We start from the raw sequence: 19,219 nt of genomic DNA, 5'->3' as shown, positions 1-19,219 counted from the left end.
TGGCGGGAGGCGTTTCCGGGCAGGGGCCACCGGCCCGGCGGCCTCCCTGGTCCGTCGGGTCGGTGGTGGGGTGCGGTCAGACCGCGGTGGTGGTCTCCTGCAGCTCGGGGTCGAGCGCGGCGAGGTCGTCGGCGATCGCGCGCAGCAGCGCAGCGGGCAACAGCCCGACGGTCATCGCGGCGAGCTGCAGCAGGGGCAGCGCCCCGGCGAACCCGGCGATCGGCCCGCCGACCAGCGCGGCGGCGTGCCGGTCGAGCACCTCCCTGGCCCGGTCGTCGGCGAGGAGGTCCCGCAGCGGGGTGGTGACGCCGAGTCGGGACGCGGGGAACGACGAGGCGGGCGGCACGGGCTCGGTCGCCGCCTCCGCCTGGGCCCGCTGCGCCCGAACCAGCAGGTGCTCGGTGCCGATCGGGCCGTCGGCGGGCAGCCCGAGGCGGGCGAACTGGTCGGCGGGGGCGTCGGTGGCCACCAGCAGGTCGCGCAGCGCGGTGGCGAGCCGCTGCTCGAGCGCGTCGTCGACGAGCGGATGCTGCTGGTCGGGGTCGGTGGCGAGGTCGAACAGCAGCGACCCGAACGTCCACGGGTTGACCCAGCTGGTGGCGGGCACCCGCAGCAGCGGCACCCCCTTGGTGAACGCGAACGGCTCGGCGAGCTCGGCCTGCGCGAGCGCCGCGGTGCTGAAGTGCCCGACCATGTGCGTGGGCATCAGGGTGTGCTCGTGCAGCGGCTGGTTCGCGGGATCGCGGGGCGCGCGCATGTAGACGTAGCGCCCGTCGGTGACGCAGACGTGGCCGCCGAAGATGCCGAACAGGGCGGCGTCGCGCCCGCCCGTGGTCTCGGCGACCGGCAGGGGAGCGCCCTGCATGTCCGGCGTGGGCGCGACGCCGAAGAAGTCGAGGAGCGTGGGCGCGAAGTCGATCGTCTGCACCAGCTCGGCCCGGCGTTCCCCGCCGCGCGGGCTGCGCGGGTCCCACACGAACAGCGGCGTGTGGATCGTCTCGTCGTACCAGGGCTGCACGTTCTTGCCGAACCAGCCGTGCTCGCCGAGCAGGAAGCCGTGGTCGGTGCAGACGATGAGCAGGGTGTCGTCCCACATGTCGTGGGCGTCCATCGCGTCGAGGACGCGCCCCAGCGACTGGTCGCACATGGTCAGCAGGGCGGCGTACTCCAGCCGGGCGTGCTCGACGGTCCCCGCGTCCTGGGTGACCTTGCCGTAGTCGGGCCAGTCGAAGTGCGGGCCGGCGTGGTCGTGCGGGTAGTGCGCCTTGTGGTCGGCGTAGCTGAAGAACGGCTCGTGCGGGTCGAACGTCTCGATCTGCAGGAACCACCGATCGGCGTCGGCGTTGGTGGCGAGGAACTCCAGGCCGGCGTCGAACGTGCGGGTCTGCGGGTGGTCGGCCTCGTCGGCGAGGTAGCCACGGTTGATCCAGTCCTGGCGCCACAGGTCGTGCTTGAGGGCCTTGAGGTCCTCCGGCGGGTGCGGGTCGGCGACGTGGCCCTTCCACTTGTCGCCCTCCTGCCCGCGGAAGAACTCGAAGCTGGAGTAGCGGGTGTGGTAGGTGGCCCCGCCGTCCTCCCAGTAGTGCTGGTGGTCGCTGACGAGATGGGTGTACACGCCGCTGCGACGCAGGATCTCCGGCATCGAGTCGTCGAACGGCTCCAGCGGCCCCCAGGAGCGGTGCAGGAAGTTGTAGCGGCCCGAGTGCAGCTCGCGGCGCGCCGGCATGCACGGCATGCTGCCGCCGTAGCAGTTGTCGAACGTGACGCTGCGCTGCGCGAGCCGCGCGAAGTTCGGGGCGTGCACCCGGTCGCAGCCGTACGGCGGCAGCATCCGCCGGTTGAGGCTGTCGAACATGACCATGATCGCCCGCATCAGGCGCCGTCCCCTTCCAGACGCCGCAGCGTCGACTCGAGCCAGTCCATCCAGTGGTCGACGGCGTCGCGGCCGTAGCCGTGGGTCAGGTCGACGGCGAGCTGCGTGCGCTCCGGGTCGAGCTCGGGGATCGGGTCCTCGAGGTGCACCGTAAGGTCGCGGCCGCGGCTCCCGGCCACCTGGTTGCGCCGGTAGACCAGCTCGGTCTTCACCAGCTCGATCGCGGCGTCCCGGTCCAGCGCCGCCGTGAACAGGAAGCGCGCGCTGAAGTCCGGGTCGGAAAACCGGCTCGTCGGCTCGTACGGGCCCCGCACCCACTCCAGGAGCACGCGACGGCCCTCCGTGGTGAGCCGGTACACCTTCGCGTCCGGCCTGCCCTCCCGCGGGTCGACCTCGAACTCGACCCACCCGTCGTCGACCATCCGGCCGAGCAGCCGGTAGATCTGGCTCAGGTGCACCCGCGAGCGCAGGAACCGGCCCTCGGTCTCCAGCCACTGCCGGATCGCGTAACCGCTGTACGGGCGCATGGAGAGCAGGCCCAACAGCACGTGCTCGAACTTCAACCGTCCACTCCTATGTGAATCTGCACCTAGGTGAAAAGTGTTGTACGGTCTGCTCGAGCCGCTTGTCAAGGAGGTGACGGGCATGGGGGAGTGCTGTGGCGGTACCCGCGCCGGCATGCCCGATCCCGCGCCGGTGCGGCCGGCGGCCCGGCCCCCGGTGCACGACGACGTGGCCGTTCCGGCCGGGGTCTTCGCGATGGGCGACCATTTCTGCGAGGGCTACCCGGCCGACGGCGAGACGCCGGTGCACGAGGTCGAACTGCCCGCGTTCCGGATCGACCGCACGCCGGTCACGGTGGCGGCGTTCGCGTCGTTCGTCGCCGACACCGGCTACCGGACCGAGGCCGAACGGGCCGGCTCGTCCGCGGTGTTCCACCTCGCGGTCGCGGCCCGGCGCGAGCACGTGCTCGGCGCGTCACCGGCGGCCCCGTGGTGGCTGGAGGTGGCGGGCGCGGGCTGGCGGCGTCCCTACGGCCCGCTCACCGACCCCACCGGGCTGGACGACCACCCCGTCGTCCACGTCTCCTGGCACGACGCCATGGCCTACTGCACGTGGGCGGGCCGGAGGCTGCCGACGGAGGCCGAATGGGAGTACGCAGCCCGCGGCGGGGCCGCCGGGCGCCGCTTCCCCTGGGGCGACGAGCTCACCCCCGACGGGCAGTGGCACTGCAACATCTGGCAGGGCCGGTTCCCCACCCGCAACACCGGCGAGGACGGGTGGTTCGCCACCGCGCCCGCCGACAGCTACCCGCCCAACGGCTACGACCTGCACGGCGCGAGCGGCAACGTCTGGGAGTGGTGTGCAGACCGGTTCTCCCCGACCTACTACGCGGAGTCACCCCGGTCGGCGCCACCGGGGCCGTCGACGGGGGAGCGCCGCGTCATGCGCGGCGGCTCGTACCTGTGCCACGACTCCTACTGCCACCGCTACCGGGTCAGCGCCCGCAGCGCGAACACGCCCGGGTCGAGCAGCGGGAACTGCGGCTTCCGCACCGCGGCCACCTGAGCCGTGGCCAGCTACCCGCCAGCTTCTGCCCCTGCTCGATCACCGTGATGACCGACAGCACGCCGAACAGCAGGATGGACCACACCAGTGCGGCGATCCGGTAGGAGCGGATCTTCAGTGGCGCGGGCAACGCCCGCCGGTTGAGGACCAGCAGCAGGATCGAGTAGATGAACATCATCCCGCCACCGACGCAGGCCGAGATCACCAGCAGGACGAGCGGCTGGTCGAGGCCGGCCAGGAGCACGACGATCCCGATCAGCACCAGGCCCCACACCAGCGCGAAGTAGATCTTGCTCTCGCTGATCGTGGAGTTGCGCAGGTACGAGGTCTTGAGCTGGTCGGCCGCGAGCCTGCTGGTGTAGTCGACGATGCCCATGGCGGCCGCGAGGAGGGAGAAGGCGCCGATGACGAGGAAGAGCGCCCCGAACCAGGGACCCACGGTGTCACCGAGCACCTGCGCCTCGATGTCGAGGAAGCCGATGCCGTTGGGGACGTCGTCGCGGCCGAACACGGTGGACGCGGCGAGCATCGACATGAACGCGATCGTGAACACCGTGATGACCGGGACCGTGAGCATCTGCTCCCAGTTGGCGAACCGCCACCAGCGGCGCCACCGCGAGAGGTTCTCCTCGTCGGTCTCGAACACGAAGCCGGTCGAGGGAGCCGCCTCCTCCTGACCCGTCACGGGGCTCACCAGCCGCGGGATGTGGGCGCCCATGCCGAAGCCCTTGTCGCGGATCCAGTTGCTCTGACACAGGTTCTGCCCGCCGCCGGCTCCGGCGAAGACGACGGCCCCGAGCACGAGTGCGAACCCGAGCTCCTCGGCCGGTACCTGACCGAAGCTCGTCACGGCGCTCGGCAGGCTCTGCCAGGTGGCGGCGGTGATGGCGAAGACGGCGGCGATGACGACGAACACGACGATCGCCGCGACCTTCAGGAAGATCACGCGCTCGACCACGATGTAGACCACCGGCGCGAGCGTCAGCGCCGCCCCGATCACGAGCAGCATGACGATCGCGATGAGGTTGACGTCGCCGCCGCCGAAGAGGTAGGTGAACAACGCCGCGGAGCTCGTCGCCCAGCCGGGCCACAGGTTCGCGAAGTAGGTCATCACCACGAAGACGAGGCCCCAGTGCCGCCACATCCGGCTGAACCCGGTCAGCGCGGTCTCGCCGGTGGCGAGGGTGTAGCGCTCGATCTCCATGTTGATGAACCACTGGGTCAGCACGCCCACCGCTGCGCCCCAGAGGAAGACCAGGCCGATCTGTGAGGCGATGTAGGGCCAGAGGATGAACTCGCCGGACGCCAGCCCGATCCCGGCGCCGACGACACCGGGTCCGATGATCTTCCAGGTCTGCACGGGTGGCTCGGGCAGGTCCCGGACCGCGACCGCGGGAAGATGTTTGCTGGGCAGCGCGAAGCCGCTCCGGCCGGCATTCGGGTTCGTCGGTGTCGCCATCGGTCCCTGTCCCTCCCGCAAAAGCCGGGTCGGCGCGTCACGGCGGCCGGCAGCGGCTTTGCGTGTGACCTTGTGCCACCCCGGACGATGCACGTCAGTCAAGGGCTCGCGCGCCGGGCCGTCAACACCGGGCCGGCATGACACGGTCACGATCGGGCAAACCCCGATCGGGCCGACAGAGGGAGCGAACGCCGTGAGGATCGTCGAGCTGGAGACCGTCCGCACACCGATGCACCCCAACCTGCTCTTCGTCGAGCTGCGGACCGACGACGGCCTGGTCGGGCTCGGTGAGGCGTTCAACGGCGTCCCCGCCGTGGACGCCTACCTGCACGAGACGGCCGAGGTCCTGTTTGCGATGCCGGACGTGTCGCCGGAGCTCTGCGCGCGGACCCTCACCCCCTACATGGGCTTCCAGGGAGCGGGAGCCGAGACCCGCGGGAACGGCGCGATCGACTTCGCGCTGTGGGACCTGCTCGGCAAGGCCGCCGGGCTGCCGCTCACCCGGCTGCTGGGTGGGCCCGTCCGCACGCCGATGCCCGTCTACAACACCTGTGCCGGCTTGGGCTACATCCGCGACGCCGCACGCCAGTCGTCCGACAACTGGGGGCTGCTCCCGGACCAGGGGTCGTCGGCGCAGCTGCCGCCCACCGAGAACCTGGAGGATCTCGACGGCTTCCTCCGGAGGCCGCGTGAGCTCGCCCGGTCGCTGTGGGACGAAGGCATCCGCGGCATGAAGATCTGGCCGTTCGACCTGGAGGCCGAGCGCACCAACGGCACGGACATCTCCGCCGACGCGCTCGCCGAGGCCATCGGCATCGTGGAGGCGGTCCGCGAGGAGGTCGGGCTCGGGATGTCACTCATGATCGAGCTGCACGGCCTGTGGCACCGCCCGGCCGCCGAGAAGATCATGCAGGCACTCGTCCCGTACCAGCCCTACTGGGTGGAGGACCCGCTCCGGTCCGACGCCACCGACGCCTTCGCCCGGCTCGCCGCGAACGTCGACCTGCCGATCGCCACCGGCGAGACCTGCGTCGGCAGGCGCGGGTTCCAGCCGCTGCTCGAGTCCGGAGCCGTCGACGTCGCCACGATGGACCTCCAGTGGACCGGCGGCCTGACCGAGGCCCGCAAGATCGCCACGATGGCCGACGCCTACGCGGTCCCCGTCGCCCCGCACGACTGCACCGGCCCGGTCACGCTGGCCTGCTCGACCCACCTCGTGACCAGCCAGCCGAACGGGCTCGTCCAGGAGACGGTGCGCGCGTTCCTCCGCACCTGGTACCGCGAGCTCGTCGTCGGGGTGCCGGTCGTCGAGGACGGCCACATCTCGCCCGGTGGCGAGCCGGGCCACGGCGTCAGACTCCGGGAGGACCTCCCTCCCGACACGTGGGTGCGCCGGGTGTCGCGTGCCCATTCGCCGCCCTGACGGCGAAGGGGCCCGCAGCACCGCGGTCGGTGCTGCGGGCCCCCGCTGCCCTCACTCCCGGCCGGGTGCCTCCGGTCCGAGCCACACATTGCGCATGTCCCGCTGGCCGTACTCCGGGTGCGGGTAGGCCCCGTGCACGTGCGGTGCCGTGAGCGTCTGGCTGTCGTAGACGTAGAGCGGCACCGGGTTGGAGACGTTCTCGACGATGTAGCGCTGGATGTCGAGCAGCGCCTGCTCCCGCGCGGCCTCGTCGAGCATGCCCCGCTGCTCGGTGATCATGCGGTCGAGTTCGGGGTCGTTGATGCCGTACCAGTTGCGGGCCCCGTCGGAGGCCCACTCGGTGCTGAGGAACTCGTCGGCCGACAGCATCGGGGTCTGCAGGCCGAAGCCCAGCTGGTAGTTCTGCTTCGCCCAGCTCTCGGTGAAGTACGTGGCATAGTCCTGCACGTCCAGCTCGACCTGGATGCCGACCTTGGCGAGGTCCTGCTGCGCCCACTGGGCCTCGCGCACGACCGTCTCGCCGTAGCCGTCGGTGAGGATCATCCGGACGCTGAACCCGTCGGGGAAGCCGGCCTCGGCCAGCAGTTGCTTGGCCCGCTCCGGGTCGTAGGGCTGCAGCTCCGCGCTGCGCTCCGCGGGGAGCCCGCCGAACAGCGTGGGCGTCACCGGGCCGGTGAGGGAGCCACCGGAGCGGATCGCCGACATCATCCCCTCCCGGTCGATGGCCAGCGCGACGGCGCGACGCACCCGCGGGTCGTCGAACGGCTCGGCCTCCTGGTTCATGTAGATCCGCACCTGGGTCAGGCCCTGCTCCTCCCGGAGGAAGAGCCCCGGGTTCTCCGCGAGGAGCCGCTCGACCTGCGCCTTGTCCGTCGACAGCGCGCTGAGGAAGTCGATCTGGCCGGTGCGCAGCGCCGCAATGGCCGCGGCCTGGTCCGGCACGATCGAGACGTGCATGCCGTCCAGGTAGGGCTTGCCCTCCTCGTAGTAGTTCGGGTGGGCGGTGAGCACGCGCTCGCGGTCGCGCTCCCACGTCTCGAGGACGAACGGGCCGGTCCCGATGGCCTGCGTGGAGACGTCGAACTCCCCGCGGGTCGCCTCACACGGCAGGATCCACATGAAGTGGTTGGCCAGGTTGGTGTCGAACTCCGCGTACGGCTCGCTCAGCCGGAACTCCACGGTGTAGGGGTCGGGAGCGGTGATCTCCTCCACCATGCTGATCAGGTTGAGCTGGTGCCCGGGCAGCTCCCGGATGCGCTGCATGGTGCACAGCACGTCGTCGGCGGTGAACTCGCGCCCGTTGACCGGCGCCACGTCGTGGAACCGGACGCCTTCACGCAGCTGGAACGTCCAGGTGCGCCCGTCCTCCGAGGTCTCCCAGCTCTCGGCGAGATCGCCCTCCAGCTCGGAGGAGCCGTAGGGGATGTCGGGGCCGGTCTTGTAGTCGACCAGCTTGCTGTAGGTGGCGCCGACCGCGACGTGGGTGTTGAACGACGACTGGGCGTGCGGGTCGAGGGAGCGGGCGTCCGACGGCAGCGCATAGCGGAAGATCCCGCCCGGCTGCGGCGGGCCGGCGTCCTGCTGCGGAGCGGCCCCGGACAGTGCGGGCTCCCCTCCCGGTGGTGAGAAGCAGGCGCTGCCGAGCAGCGCCACGGCGATGAGCGTGACGACGAGCTGGAGACGGGTCCTCATCTGGGCTCCTGGTGCTCAGCGGAGTCGGGGGACTTACTTCCTGGGGCCTTGCTTCGGGTCGAAGAAGTCGCGCAGCGCGTCGCCGAGCAGGTTGAAGGCGAGGACGGCCACGGTGAGGACGCCGCCGGGGAACACGACCATCCACGGGGCGATCTCCATGTACCGCGAGCCCTCGCTGAGCATGGCGCCCCAGGAGGGGGTGGGCGGCGGGGTGCCGATCCCGAGGAAGCTCAGTGCGGACTCGGCGATGATGACGATGGCGAACAGCAGGCTCGTCACGACGAGCAGCGGGGCCATGAGGTTGGGCAGGCCGTGCCGGCGCAGGATGCGCCACGTGCTGCAGCCGCTGGCCTTCGCCGACTCGATGTAGAGCTCCTCGCGGATCCGCAGCATCTCGCCACGGGCCACGCGGTTGAACGAGGGGATGACGAGCAGGCTCAGCGCGATGATCGTGTTCCGCACGCTCGGGCCGAGCAGCGCGGCGATGAACAGCAGCAGCACGATCCCGGGAATGGCCATCAGGGTGTCCATCACCCGCTGCAGTGCGGTGTCGATCCAGCTGCCGCCGAAGTAGCCCGACAGCACCCCGATCGCGATCCCGGCGGCGCCGCCCGCGGCGAGCGTCGCCACCGAGACCAGCAGCGAGGTGCGGGCCCCGTAGAGCACGCGGCTGAAGATGTCGCGGCCGAGGTCGTCGGTGCCCATGAGGAACTGCGCGTTCGGCAGCTGCAGGAAGTGCTCGCGCTGCTGGGCCACCGGGTCGTAGGGCGCGATCACCGGGGCGAGGATCGCCGCCAGCACGAACAGGGTGATCAGGGCGAGTGCCACCGCGCCCAGCGGCTGCGTGCGCACCAGCCTGCCCAGGCTGCGGTTGCCCGTCCTGCGACGTCCGACGGGGGCGGCGGCCGCGGGTGCGCGGCCGGCGAGTCCGAGCTCACTCATGATCGGTCTCCCTCCTCACGCGTACCGGATCCGCGGGTCGATCACGCCGTAGAGCAGGTCGACCACGAGGTTGACCAGCACGAACACGGCGCCGTAGACGACCACGCAGCCCAGCACGACCGGGTAGTCCCGCAGCTGCACCGACTCGAAGATCAGCATGCCCATCCCGGGGATGGCGAAGATCGACTCGAGGATGACGGTGCCGCCGAGGATGCCGCCGACCTGCAGGCCGATCAGGGTGAACACCGGCACGAGCGAGTTGCGCACGGCGTGGGTGAACACGATGCGCTCCGATGCGCCCTTGGCCCGCACGGTGCGCACGAACGGCGACCGCAGCACCTCCAGCAGCGATGAGCGCAGCATCCGGGCGATCGCCGCCATGCCGGCCACGCCCAGGGCGATCGCCGGCAGCGCCATGTGCACGAGGTTGCTGCCGAGATCCTCGGTCGGGGTGCGGTACACCAGCGGCGGCGACCAGCCGAACCACAGCGCGAGGTAGGTGACCAGGAGCAGGCCCAGCCAGAAGTTCGGGATCGACAGCCCGGCGACGGACACGACCCGCAGGCTCTGGTCGAGCCAGCTGTTCTGCCGGATCGCCGCGAGCAGCCCGAGCGGCACCCCGGCGAGGATGCTCACGAGGATGGCCATCACCCCGAGCTGCAGCGTGATCGGCAGCCGCTCGGCGATGAGCGCGGTGACCGGTTCCTGGCTCTGGAACGACGTGCCGAAGTCGCCGCGGAACGCGTCGGCGACGAACGTGCCGAGCTGGGTGAGCAGGGGCTGGTCCAGGCCCAGCTGCGCGGCGAGCTCGGCCACCTGCTCCTCGCTGACGCCGGGTGCGTCGGCCAGCTGCAGCCGCACGGCGTCACCGGGGATGAGCCGCAGCGTGAGGAACACGAACACGGTGACGAGCGCGACGACGAGCAGGCCGTAGAGCGCGCGCCGGAGGACGTACTCAGCCACGGTCGGCTCCCGTCAGCAGGTGGCACGACGCGAGGCGGTCCGGTCCCGCCGCGACCGACTCCGGCGCCGTGGTGCGGCACAGGTCGAACGCCGACGGGCAGCGCGTGTGGAACCGGCAGCCCGGCGGGGGAGCGCTCGGGCTGGGGATCTCGCCGCGCACGACGTGGCGGCCGCCCGCGCGGGCCACGGCGGGGTCGGCGGAGGCGATCGCCGCGGCGAGCGTCTGGGTGTAGGGGTGGCGCGGGTCCGCCAGCAGCGCGTCGGCCGGGCCCTGCTCGACGACCTGGCCCAGGTACATCACGCAGATCCGGTCGGAGATGTAGCGCACCACGTTGAGGTCGTGCGCGATGAACAGGTACGACAGGCCGAGCTCGCGCTGCAGCGACCGCAGCAGGTTGAGCACCTGCGCCTGCACCGAGACGTCGAGCGCGCTCACGGCCTCGTCGCAGACCAGCAGCCGCGGGTCGGTGGCCAGCGCCCGCGCGATCCCGATGCGCTGCGCCTGCCCGCCCGAGAACTGGTGGGGGTACTTGTCGAGGTCGCCGGCCGAGAGGCCGACGAGCTCGAGCAACTCCGCGGCGCGGCGGCGGTTGACCCGCCGGTCGGTCATGCCGTGCGCCTCGAGCGGCTCGCTGATCACCGCGAGGATCGTCATGCGCGGGTCGAACGAGCTCACCGGGTCCTGGAAGATGATCTGCATCCGCCGCCGCAGCGGCATCATCTCCCGCGACCGCAGCCCGGTGAGCTCCCGGCCCTCGAAGCGGATGCTCCCGCTGGTCCGGTCGAGCAGCCGCAGCACCAGGCGCGCCACCGTCGACTTCCCCGAGCCCGACTCCCCGACGAGCCCGACCGTCTCGCCTGCCCCGATCCGGAACGAGACGCCGTCGACGGCGCGGACGTGGCCCACCGTGCGCCGCAGCAGGCCGCGGGTGATGGGGAAGTGCTTCACCAGGTCGCGGACCTCGAGCACGTCGCTGTTCGCCGTCGGGAGGGATCCGCCTGCCTGCTCGGCAACCGTCGACATCAGGCGCTCTCCCGTCCGGCCGTGCCCGCGAGCTCGCCGGCGGTCTCATCAGCGGGACTGCGGTCGGGGTGCTGCAGCAGGCACCGGCTCTGCCGGCCGCCGGGCAGCGCGTACAGGGCGGGTTCGGTGTGCGTGCAGTCGTCCCAGGCGCGGGAGCAGCGCGGGTGGAACCGGCAGCCCGAGGGCATGTCGCGCAGCCCTGGTACCGCACCGCCGATCGCGGCGAGCGGCAGTGCCTTGTCGGTGGTGGGCGACGGCACGGCGGCGAGCAGCGCGGCGGTGTAGGGGTGGCGGGGGTCGCCGAGCACCTGCGCGGTCGGACCCTGCTCGACGACCTGCCCGGCGTAGAAGACCACGACCCAGTCGGCCATCTCGGCCACGACGCCGACGTCGTGGGTGACCAGCAGCAGTGCGGTCTCGTACTCGCGTTGCAGGTTCCGCAGCAGCTCGAGGACCTGGGCCTCGATGGTGACATCCAGCGCGGTCGTCGGCTCGTCGGCGATCAGCAGCCGCGGCGAACAGGCGATCGCGATCGCAATCATCACGCGCTGCCGCTGGCCGCCGGAGAGCTGGTGCGGGTAGGCGTCGACGCGCGAGCGCGGGTCGGGGATGCCGACCTGCTCGAGCAGCTCGACGGCGCGCTCCCGCGCCGCCCGCTTGGAGACCTTCCGGTGCAGCCGGATGGCCTCGACGATCTGGTGCCCCACCGTGTAGAGCGGGTCCAGCGACGTCATCGGGTCCTGGAAGATCATCGCGATGTCGTTGCCGCGGATTCGCCGCATCCCGGCGCGGTCCATGCCGGCGAGGTCGCGGTCCTCCCACAGCACTCGGCCGCCGCTGATCCGGCCGCCGTCGAGCAGCTGCAGCACCGCCAGCGCGGTGACGCTCTTGCCGGAGCCGGACTCTCCGACCACGGCCACCGTCTGGTTGGCGGCGACCGCGAAGTTGACGCCGCTGACGGCCTCGACGGCGCCGTCGGCCGTCGCGAATTCGACCCGGAGATCCTCGACCTGGAGCAGGGGTGCGGAGTCCACGCAGCCTCCTCGTTGGGGCTCGGTGCGCTCACGTAGTTTCAGCGGCAACGGCTAGAACCATGCTCTAGAACTGGGTCAGAGCGTGATGTCTGCCACCGGAGATGTCAAGGCTCGGTCGCATGTCCTGTGCGCTTGACACAACGGGCCGGAGCGCGCGACTCTGCCGTCGTAGAACCTCGTTCCAGAATGAAACTCGGAGGAAAAATGATCGACTTCTCGCTGGGTGACGAGGAGCGGCAGATCCGTGACACGATCCGGACCTTCGTCGAGCGCGAGGTCATGCCGCTGGAGGACGAGGTCCTGCGCAACGAGCGCGCCGGCCTACCGGGACTCGACCACGACGTGGTCCGCGAGCTGCAGGAGAAGGCTCGCCGGGCGGGGTTCTGGGGCATCAACACCCCGGAGGAGTACGGGGGCATCGCCCTCGGGCCGGTGATGAGCGCGATCCTGGCGATGGAGGTCGGCCGCACCTTCGTGCCGTTCAGCTTCGGCGGCAGCGCCGACAACATCCTCTACGGCGCCAACGAGGAGCAGAAGCAGGCCTACCTGCTGCCTACGATCGCCGGGGAACGCCGCTCCTGCTTCGCGATCACCGAGCCCGGAGCGGGGTCGGACGCCCGCAACATCCGCAGCCGCGCCGTCCGCAGCGGCGACGACTGGGTGATCAACGGCGAGAAGACGTTCATCACCGGCGGCAACGAGGCCGACTTCTGCATGGTGTTCGCGGTGACCGACCCGGACAAGGGCGCCGACGGCGGGATCACCTGCTTCCTCGTCGACCGCGACATGGGCTGGAAGTCCTCCCCGATCCCGACGATGGGGCAGTGGGGCCCGGCCGCGCTCAGCTTCGAGGACGTCCGCGTGCCCGCGGCGAACGTGCTCGGCGAGGTCGGCAGGGGCTTCGACCTGGCGATGCGCTGGATCGGACAGGGCCGGTTCATGATCCCGGCCCGTGCCGTCGGAGCGGCGGAGCGGCTGCTCGGGATGGCGATCGAGTACGCGAAGATCCGCGAGTCGATGGGCCACAAGATCGCCGACTACCAGGCGATCCAGTGGCAGATCGCCGACTCCCAGGTGGAGATCGAGTCGGCCAAGTGGCTCACGCTCTATGCCGCGTGGCGGGTGGGGCGGGGGCTGGACGCCCGGCACGCGTCGTCCATCGCGAAGCTCAACGGGGCCGTCATGGCCAACCAGGTGGTGGACCGCGTGCTGCAGATCCACGGCGGCATGGGCTACACCAAGGAGCTGCCGGTGGAGCGCTGGTACCGCGAGCTGCGGCTCCTGCGCATCTTCGAGGGCACCGACGAGATCCAGCGCCGCACCATCGCCCGCAACCTCATCAAGGGCCACGCCAAGCTGGGCGTGATCGGCGACTGAGCGCGCGCCCGGGCGTCGATGCGCCCCGCGTCGGCCCATGCGCCCCGTCGACGGGGGGCATCGGCGGAAGCGGGGCGCATCGGCGGAATTGGGGGGCATGGCCGGGTCGGCGTGTCCGGCGGCTTCCGGCCCGCGTCCCCGGCGGCCGTGCGCCTCGAGTCGGCCCGTGCGCCCCGTCGACGGGGGGCATCGGCGGAAGCCGGGGGGCATGGCGGCGAGGGCGGGTCCGGGCTGTTCGCGTCAGGGGGTCGGGGCCGGCGTCTCGGCGAACAGGTCGGCCTCGATGACCGCGCGCATGCGGTGCAGCACGTCCATCATCGCCTCGGACAGCTGCTTGGCCTCCTTCGCCGAGCGGGCCGAGGCGATCTCGCGCCGGGCCTCGCCCATGAAGCTGGTGAGCAGGGCGACGAGCACCCGGTTCACCGGCTTGTTCTCGGCGGCGCCCAGCAGGCGGAAGTTCGACTTCACCCACTCCTTGCCGCTCTGGCGCAGCAGCCGCTGGAAGCCGGGTGGGGTGTCGCCGTCGTGGATGAGCTTCACCAGGTCGCGGTTGGGCCAGGTGGCGCTCAGGTAGGCGCGGGCGCCGGCCTCGAACAGCTCGAAGGGGTCGGTCACCCCGCTGTCCTTCGCGTCGGCGACGGCGCTCGCGGCGATGTCGTGCTGCTCGTCGCGGTAGCGCTCCCACAGGGCGGTGAACAGCTCGCTCTTGCCGCCGAAGTGGTGGTACAGGCTGCCGACGCTGGAGCCCGCCCGGTCGACGACGTCGGAGACGCTCGCCTCCGCGAAGCCGCGCTGCGCGAAGACCACGCGGGCGGCGTCGAGCAGCTGCGAGCGGGTCTGCTCGGTGCTGCCCCACTGCCGGCCCGCGCTCCGCCCGCGGCCGATGTTCCGTGTAGCCACGGCGCCTCCTAGAGCCCTCCCGACCGTCCGGCCGCTCGCGAACGGGAGACCGATGGTGCCAGCGTGCTCGCGACCCGGCCGGGCCGACCCTGCCCGGTTGCTACGACACCGCGCGGAAGATCGGCACGGCGACGCCGTCGTGGTCCTCCCACGCGACCTGTACCCGCTGCCCGATCCGCACAGCGTCGGGATCGCTGTCGACCTCGGCGAGGATCCGGAAGCCCTCGTCCAGGTCGACATAGGCCACCACGTACGGCGCGTGCGCCCGGAAGAACGGGTGCCCGTGCTGGCGCACCACCGTGTACGTGTAGATCGTGCCCAGGCCCGCCGACTCGTGCGTCTCCACCCCGGCGCCCTGGCGCGGGTAGAAGACGACCTCGCCGGTGGCGGTGCGCTGGTAGGTGAGCCGGTGCTCGCCGCACGCCCGCCAGAACGGGCCGGTGTCGGCCTCGTCGAGCGCGGGAAGCGGCCGGGTGGCGGCGGGGGAGCCCATGGTCATCAGTCCCTTCCGAGCACGACGGTGGCGGCGGCGTGGCGGGTGCCGAGCAGGCCCCCGTTGCCGTGGGCGACGGCGAGGCGGGCCCCGTCGACCTGGGAGGTCGACTCGCCGCGCAGCTGCCGGGCCGCCTCGAGGAGCAGGAAGATCCCGCGCATCCCGGGGTGGTTGGACGACAGCCCGCCGCCGTCGGTGTTGAGCGCGGGTGCCCCGGGCCGGTCGAAGCGCATCCGGCCGCCCTCGACGTACGGGCCGCCCTCGCCCTTCTTCGCGAAGCCGAGGTCCTCCAGCAGCGTCAGCACAGTGATCGTGAACGAGTCGTAGATCATCGCGATGTCGACGTCCTCGGGCCGCACGCCCGCCTCGCCGAACGCGATCGGGCCGGACACGGCCGCCGCGCTCGTGGTGATGTCGCGGGCGTTGCCCGGGTAGGCCAGCGCCTCGCCGCTGCCCAGGATCCAGACCGGGGGCTTGCGGGTGTCGGCGACGACGTCCTCGCCGACGATCACCACCGCCCCGCCGCCGTCGGTGACGAGGCAGCAGTCGAGCAGGTGCAGCGGGTCGGCGACCATCCGGGAGCCCAGCACGTCGTCGACGCCGATCTCGCCGGTGTTGCGGATGCCGATGTCGGCGAGCCCGGTCACCGCCTCCGGGTTGCGCACCGCGTGCGCCCGGGTGGTGACGGCGATCTCGGCGAGCTGCTCGGGGGTGGTGCCGTACTCGTGCATGTGCCGCTGGGCGACCAGCGCGTAGTTGCCGATCAGCGGGAGCCCGTAGGGGACCTCCATGTTCGCGCCCGGCAGCGGTTCGGTCATCGGACGGGCCCCGGTGCCGATGGCGCGCGACTCGCTCTTGGCCGTGGAGCCGTAGGTCAGCAGCGCCACGCGGGCACGGCCGGCGGCGATGTCGCGCGCGGCGTGCGCGGCGTGGAACTCGTAGGAGCTGCCGCCCACCGACGTCGTGTCGACGACCGTGGGCTCGATCCCCAGGTGCTCGGCGACGGCGAGCCCGGACATCGGGCCGGTCTCGCCGGCGTCGTAAAGCGCGTCGACGTCGGCGAACGTCAGCCCGGCGTCCTCGAGCGCGCGGGCCGCCGACTCGGCCTTGATCTGCAGCTTGCTGACGCCGGGGGCCCGGCGCAGGGGGTACTCGTGGATGCCGGCGATCGCCGCCCGTCGCGGTGCCATGCTGTCTCCCGTCGTGAGGAACGGCTAGCGGAGTCGGAACCGGCCGCGGTCGATCACGACCGTGCCGTCGGCGGTGCTGGTCTGGAACAGCGCGTCGTCGGGCCCGTCGGGATCGCGCCAGAGGGAGACGACGAGCTCCTGGCCGGGGAGCACCGGGGCGCTGAAACGCCCCGACATCGCCCCGAACCGTTTCGGGTCCGAGCCGCACAGCGCGTGCAGGAGCGCGCGGCCGGTGAAGCCGTAGGTGCACAGCCCGTGCAGGATCGGCCGGGCGAAGCCGCCGCGCGCGGCGAACGCCGGGTCGGCGTGCAGCGGGTTGCGGTCGCCCGACAGCCGGTAGATCAGCGCCTGGTCCGGGCGGGTGCGGTAGCGCACCTGCTCGTCCGGCGCCCCGTCCGGGCGCCGCCACTCGTCGGACGGTCCACGCTCGCCGCCGAAGCCGCCCTCGCCGCGGATGAACACGGCGCTGCGCGTGGTGACCAGCGGCGTGCCGTCGACGGCGGCGACGTTCTCGCTCGTCACGAGCGCGCCTTTGCCCTTGTCGTGGATCCCGGTGACCTGCGAGGTCACCTGCGCCGTCGCCGCGACCGGCAGCGGGGCGTGCAGCTCGAGCGACTGCTCGGCGTGCACCAGGCGCGCCGGGTCGAAGTCGCCCAGCCTGCGCCCGGTGCGCGCGGCGGCCGCCAGCACCCCGAACGTGGGCAGCACCTGCTGCTCGACGCCCGCGGTGTTCTCGGTGGTGAACTCCAGCTCGGCGGTCGGGTCGTCGGCGCCGGCCCCGACGCCCAGGGCGTACAGGATCGCGGCGGTGGAGTCCCACGAGCGCTCGACCGGTTCCGACATGACGCCCACGAGTGCGTGGTCCAGTGCCATGGCGCCTCCCGAGGCGACTCAATACAGGGCAACTTGGAACAGGATTCTAGGACGAAGCTTCAAGCAGGTCCGCCGCCGCTGTCAAGGCCGTTGACAGCAGTCGGGCGGCGCGCTCTCATAGAAGAATCTGGTTCTAGGATCGCGGTTCAGACCGGGGAGGACCGGCATGGAGGAGTCCGACAACGTCGCGGTGCTCGATGTGGCGAGGGAAGGGGAGGAGCGCGACCGGGCCCGCCGCCTGCTCGCCGCCCCACACCGGCTGCGGTCGTTCTTCGCCCCACGCAGCGTCGCCTTGGTCGGGGCGTCCGACGGGTCCGGCTGGGCCCGTTTCATCATGGAGAGCCTCGCGACGTCCGGGTTCGACGGGCCGCTGCGGCTCGTGCACCCCACCCGTCCCGAGGCGTTCGGCCGGGCCACCGTGCCGAGCCTGCGCGCGCTCGACGAACCCGTCGACCTGGCGTTCGTGCTGGCGCCCACGCACGCCGTGGAGGCCGTGCTCACCGACGCCGCAGCGGCCGGGATCCACAATGTCGTCGTCCTGGCGTCGGGCTACGGCGACGGCGGCGGCGAGCAGGGCCGCGAGCTCGAGCGACGGCTGGTCGACCGCGCCGTGGAGCTCGACATCACCCTGCTCGGCCCGAACTGTCTCGGCTTCGTCAACGCACAGGCCGGGGTGGCTCCGTTCGGCCTGCACATCACCCCGCCGCTGCGCCGCGGCCCCGTCGGGATCGTCCTGCAGAGCGGTGCGCTCACCAGCAACGTCCTCGCGTTCGCCCGGGCGCACGGCATCGGGATCAGGCTGCTCACCTCGATGGGCAACGAGGCCGTCATCACCGCAGCCGACGTGATCGAGCACCTCGTCGAGGACGCCGACACCCGCGTGATCGGCCTGTTCCTCGAGTCGGTGCGCGACCCGCAGCGGTTCGCGGCGCTGGCGCAGCGGGCGCGGGAGGTCGGCAAGCCGATCGTCGCGCTCAAGGTCGGGCGCAGCCCGGCCGGCCAGGCCGCGGCGCTCGCCCACACCGGCGCCGTGGCGGGCGACGACGCGGTCGTGGCGGCGGCGTTCCGGCAGTTCGGCGTCATCCGGGTCTCGAGCCTCGAAGAGCTGTTGATCACCGCGGGCCTGTTCGGGTCGGGGCAGGCGCCCACGGGTAGGCGGATGGGCGTGGTCACGGCGTCCGGCGGGGCCTGCGACATCATCGCCGACCGCAGCGCCGACGAGGGCATCGAGATCGTCGAGTTCGCCGAGGCGACCACCGCCCGGCTCCGGGAGGTGCTGCCGCCGTTCGCGTCGGCGCGCAACCCGCTCGACGTCACCGGCGTCATCCTCGCCGACCGGACCACCGCGGAGGCCAACCTCGGCGACGCTGCGCTCAACGCGGTCGCGGCCGACCCGGGCGTGGACTTCGTGTTCAACATGCTCGCGCTGCCCGCGGCGCAGCCGCCGGACCCGTCGGTGCCCGAGCGCCGGATCGCCGACGTCGCGGCCGCGATGGGCCGCTCGCCGGTGCCGGTCGTGAACTTCTCGGCCACCTGCAGCGACGTGTCCGAGTACGGCGGCTCGCTGCTCGACCGGCACGACCTGCACCTCGTCGCCGGCATCGAGTTCGGGATGACGGCGATCGGTCACGCGATCCGCTGGCACGAGTCGCGGCGGGTGCTCGGCGGCCGGGCGGCGCCGCCGCCCCCGGCGCGCGGGGCACTGCTCGACGGACAGGCGGTGGACGGGCCGCTGCCCGACGGACCCTGGTCGGAGGCCCGCGCCCGCGATCTCGCGGCGGCGAACGGGGTGCCCGTCGTCCCGGCCGAGCTCGTCACGGACGCCGACGCCGCCGTCGCGGCCGCGGAGCGGTTCGGTGGGCCGGTCGCGCTCAAGGTCTGCTCGGCCGACATCGCCCACAAGTCCGACATCGGCGGCGTCGCGCTGGACGTGTCCGGACCCGAGGCCGTGCGGGCCGCGTTCGCCCGCGTGCTCGACGCCGGCCGGGACGCGACGCCGGACGTCGAGGGCGTGCTGGTCAGCCCGATGCGCACCGGCGGCACCGAGCTCTTCGTCGGCGTCACGGTCGACCCGTCGTTCGGGCCGGTGCTCGCCGTCGGGCTCGGCGGGGTGTTCATCGAGGTGCTGCACGACGTGAGCCTGCGGGTGCTGCCGGTGGACGCGCCGATCCACCCGGCGGAGGTGGTGGCGATGCTCGGTGAGCTACGCGGAGCCGCGGTGCTGGCCGGGGCCCGCGGGACGCGACCCGTCGACGTGGACGCGGTGGCCGAGGCGATCGTCCGGTTGGCCGAGTGTGCGCGGTCGCTGGGCCCGGCACTGCGGACGGTGGAGATCAACCCGTTGTGGGTGGACGGCGCGCAGGTGGCGGCACTCGACGTGCTCGTGGTGACGGGCGGGAGGGAGTGA

At 72.0% G+C, this 19,219-nt stretch carries 16 protein-coding genes; 4 read left to right on the top strand and 12 right to left on the bottom strand.

Going from position 1 to position 19,219, the window contains the following annotated elements; all coding sequences use genetic code 11:
- Positions 1-76: 76 nt before the first annotated feature.
- Both KME75_RS01175 and KME75_RS01170 read right to left on the bottom strand, forming a co-directional pair.
- Positions 77-1,873, bottom strand: coding sequence for a sulfatase (locus KME75_RS01175; RefSeq protein ID WP_219412605.1), 1,797 nt, complete (start codon positions 1,871-1,873; stop codon positions 77-79).
- Positions 1,873-2,436, bottom strand: coding sequence for a PadR family transcriptional regulator (locus KME75_RS01170; protein WP_219412604.1), 564 nt, complete (start codon positions 2,434-2,436; stop codon positions 1,873-1,875). The genes KME75_RS01175 and KME75_RS01170 overlap by 1 nt, the downstream gene beginning before the upstream one ends.
- Positions 2,437-2,518: 82 nt before the next feature.
- Between KME75_RS01170 and KME75_RS01165 the strand changes: the two genes are divergently transcribed.
- Positions 2,519-3,442 carry a formylglycine-generating enzyme family protein gene (locus tag KME75_RS01165; RefSeq protein ID WP_219412640.1) on the top strand — a complete coding sequence of 308 codons (924 nt, stop codon included), beginning with the start codon at positions 2,519-2,521 and terminating at the stop codon, positions 3,440-3,442.
- Here KME75_RS01165 and KME75_RS01160 read toward each other — a convergent pair.
- Positions 3,372-4,901 carry an Nramp family divalent metal transporter gene (locus KME75_RS01160; RefSeq protein WP_219412603.1) on the bottom strand — a complete coding sequence of 510 codons (1,530 nt, stop codon included), beginning with the start codon at positions 4,899-4,901 and terminating at the stop codon, positions 3,372-3,374. The genes KME75_RS01165 and KME75_RS01160 overlap by 71 nt on opposite strands.
- Before the next feature lie 193 nt (positions 4,902-5,094).
- Here KME75_RS01160 and KME75_RS01155 point away from each other — a divergent pair, with 193 nt between their 5' ends.
- On the top strand, positions 5,095-6,324 hold the full coding sequence (locus KME75_RS01155; RefSeq protein ID WP_219412602.1) for a mandelate racemase/muconate lactonizing enzyme family protein: 1,230 nt from the start codon (positions 5,095-5,097) through the stop codon (positions 6,322-6,324).
- Positions 6,325-6,375: 51 nt separating this feature from the next.
- On the opposite strand, the gene KME75_RS01150 is transcribed toward KME75_RS01155, so the two are convergent.
- The 5 genes from KME75_RS01150 to KME75_RS01130 are packed head-to-tail and all read right to left on the bottom strand — an operon-like array spanning position 6,376 to position 11,979.
- Entirely contained in the window at positions 6,376-8,016 is a 1,641-nt protein-coding gene (locus tag KME75_RS01150; RefSeq protein WP_219412601.1) for an ABC transporter substrate-binding protein, read from the bottom strand.
- A 33-nt stretch (positions 8,017-8,049) separates the two neighbouring features.
- Positions 8,050-8,958, bottom strand: a complete 909-nt coding sequence (locus KME75_RS01145; RefSeq protein ID WP_219412600.1) for an ABC transporter permease — start codon at positions 8,956-8,958, stop codon at positions 8,050-8,052.
- 15 nt (positions 8,959-8,973) lie between these two features.
- Entirely contained in the window at positions 8,974-9,921 is a 948-nt protein-coding gene (locus KME75_RS01140; RefSeq protein WP_219412599.1) for an ABC transporter permease, read from the bottom strand.
- Positions 9,914-10,945 (bottom strand): ABC transporter ATP-binding protein, encoded by a 1,032-nt coding sequence (locus KME75_RS01135; protein WP_219412598.1) that lies wholly within the window; start codon positions 10,943-10,945, stop codon positions 9,914-9,916. The genes KME75_RS01140 and KME75_RS01135 overlap by 8 nt, the downstream gene beginning before the upstream one ends.
- Positions 10,945-11,979 carry an ABC transporter ATP-binding protein gene (locus KME75_RS01130; RefSeq protein WP_219412597.1) on the bottom strand — a complete coding sequence of 345 codons (1,035 nt, stop codon included), beginning with the start codon at positions 11,977-11,979 and terminating at the stop codon, positions 10,945-10,947. Before KME75_RS01130 ends, KME75_RS01135 begins: the two co-directional genes overlap by 1 nt.
- A gap of 207 nt (positions 11,980-12,186) precedes the next feature.
- Here KME75_RS01130 and KME75_RS01125 point away from each other — a divergent pair, with 207 nt between their 5' ends.
- Entirely contained in the window at positions 12,187-13,356 is a 1,170-nt protein-coding gene (locus KME75_RS01125) for an acyl-CoA dehydrogenase family protein (RefSeq protein ID WP_219412639.1), read from the top strand.
- A 240-nt stretch (positions 13,357-13,596) separates the two neighbouring features.
- Here KME75_RS01125 and KME75_RS01120 read toward each other — a convergent pair whose 3' ends face one another.
- The 4 genes from KME75_RS01120 to KME75_RS01105 all read right to left on the bottom strand — a co-directional run bounded on the left by KME75_RS01120 (position 13,597) and on the right by KME75_RS01105 (position 16,812).
- The gene (locus KME75_RS01120; protein WP_219412596.1) at positions 13,597-14,256 is read right to left on the bottom strand and encodes a TetR/AcrR family transcriptional regulator; all 660 of its coding nucleotides are present in this window, start codon (positions 14,254-14,256) and stop codon (positions 13,597-13,599) included.
- Positions 14,257-14,356: 100 nt separating this feature from the next.
- The gene (locus KME75_RS01115) at positions 14,357-14,755 is read right to left on the bottom strand and encodes a Zn-ribbon domain-containing OB-fold protein (protein WP_219412595.1); all 399 of its coding nucleotides are present in this window, start codon (positions 14,753-14,755) and stop codon (positions 14,357-14,359) included.
- The gene (locus tag KME75_RS01110) at positions 14,755-15,939 is read right to left on the bottom strand and encodes a thiolase C-terminal domain-containing protein (RefSeq protein WP_219412594.1); all 1,185 of its coding nucleotides are present in this window, start codon (positions 15,937-15,939) and stop codon (positions 14,755-14,757) included. The genes KME75_RS01115 and KME75_RS01110 overlap by 1 nt, the downstream gene beginning before the upstream one ends.
- Positions 15,940-15,963: 24 nt before the next feature.
- Positions 15,964-16,812, bottom strand: coding sequence for a MaoC/PaaZ C-terminal domain-containing protein (locus tag KME75_RS01105; RefSeq protein WP_219412593.1), 849 nt, complete (start codon positions 16,810-16,812; stop codon positions 15,964-15,966).
- Positions 16,813-16,978: 166 nt separating this feature from the next.
- Here KME75_RS01105 and KME75_RS01100 point away from each other — a divergent pair, with 166 nt between their 5' ends.
- Complete coding sequence (locus KME75_RS01100) at positions 16,979-19,219, top strand: acetate--CoA ligase family protein (protein WP_219412592.1); 2,241 nt, start codon at positions 16,979-16,981, stop codon at positions 19,217-19,219.

It is taken from the genome of Pseudonocardia nigra, from assembly GCF_019396355.1.
Lineage (GTDB): Bacteria > Actinomycetota > Actinomycetes > Mycobacteriales > Pseudonocardiaceae > Pseudonocardia > Pseudonocardia nigra.
Note: the sequence above shows the minus strand (reverse complement) of the source record. Positions and strands in the feature narration are given on the sequence as shown.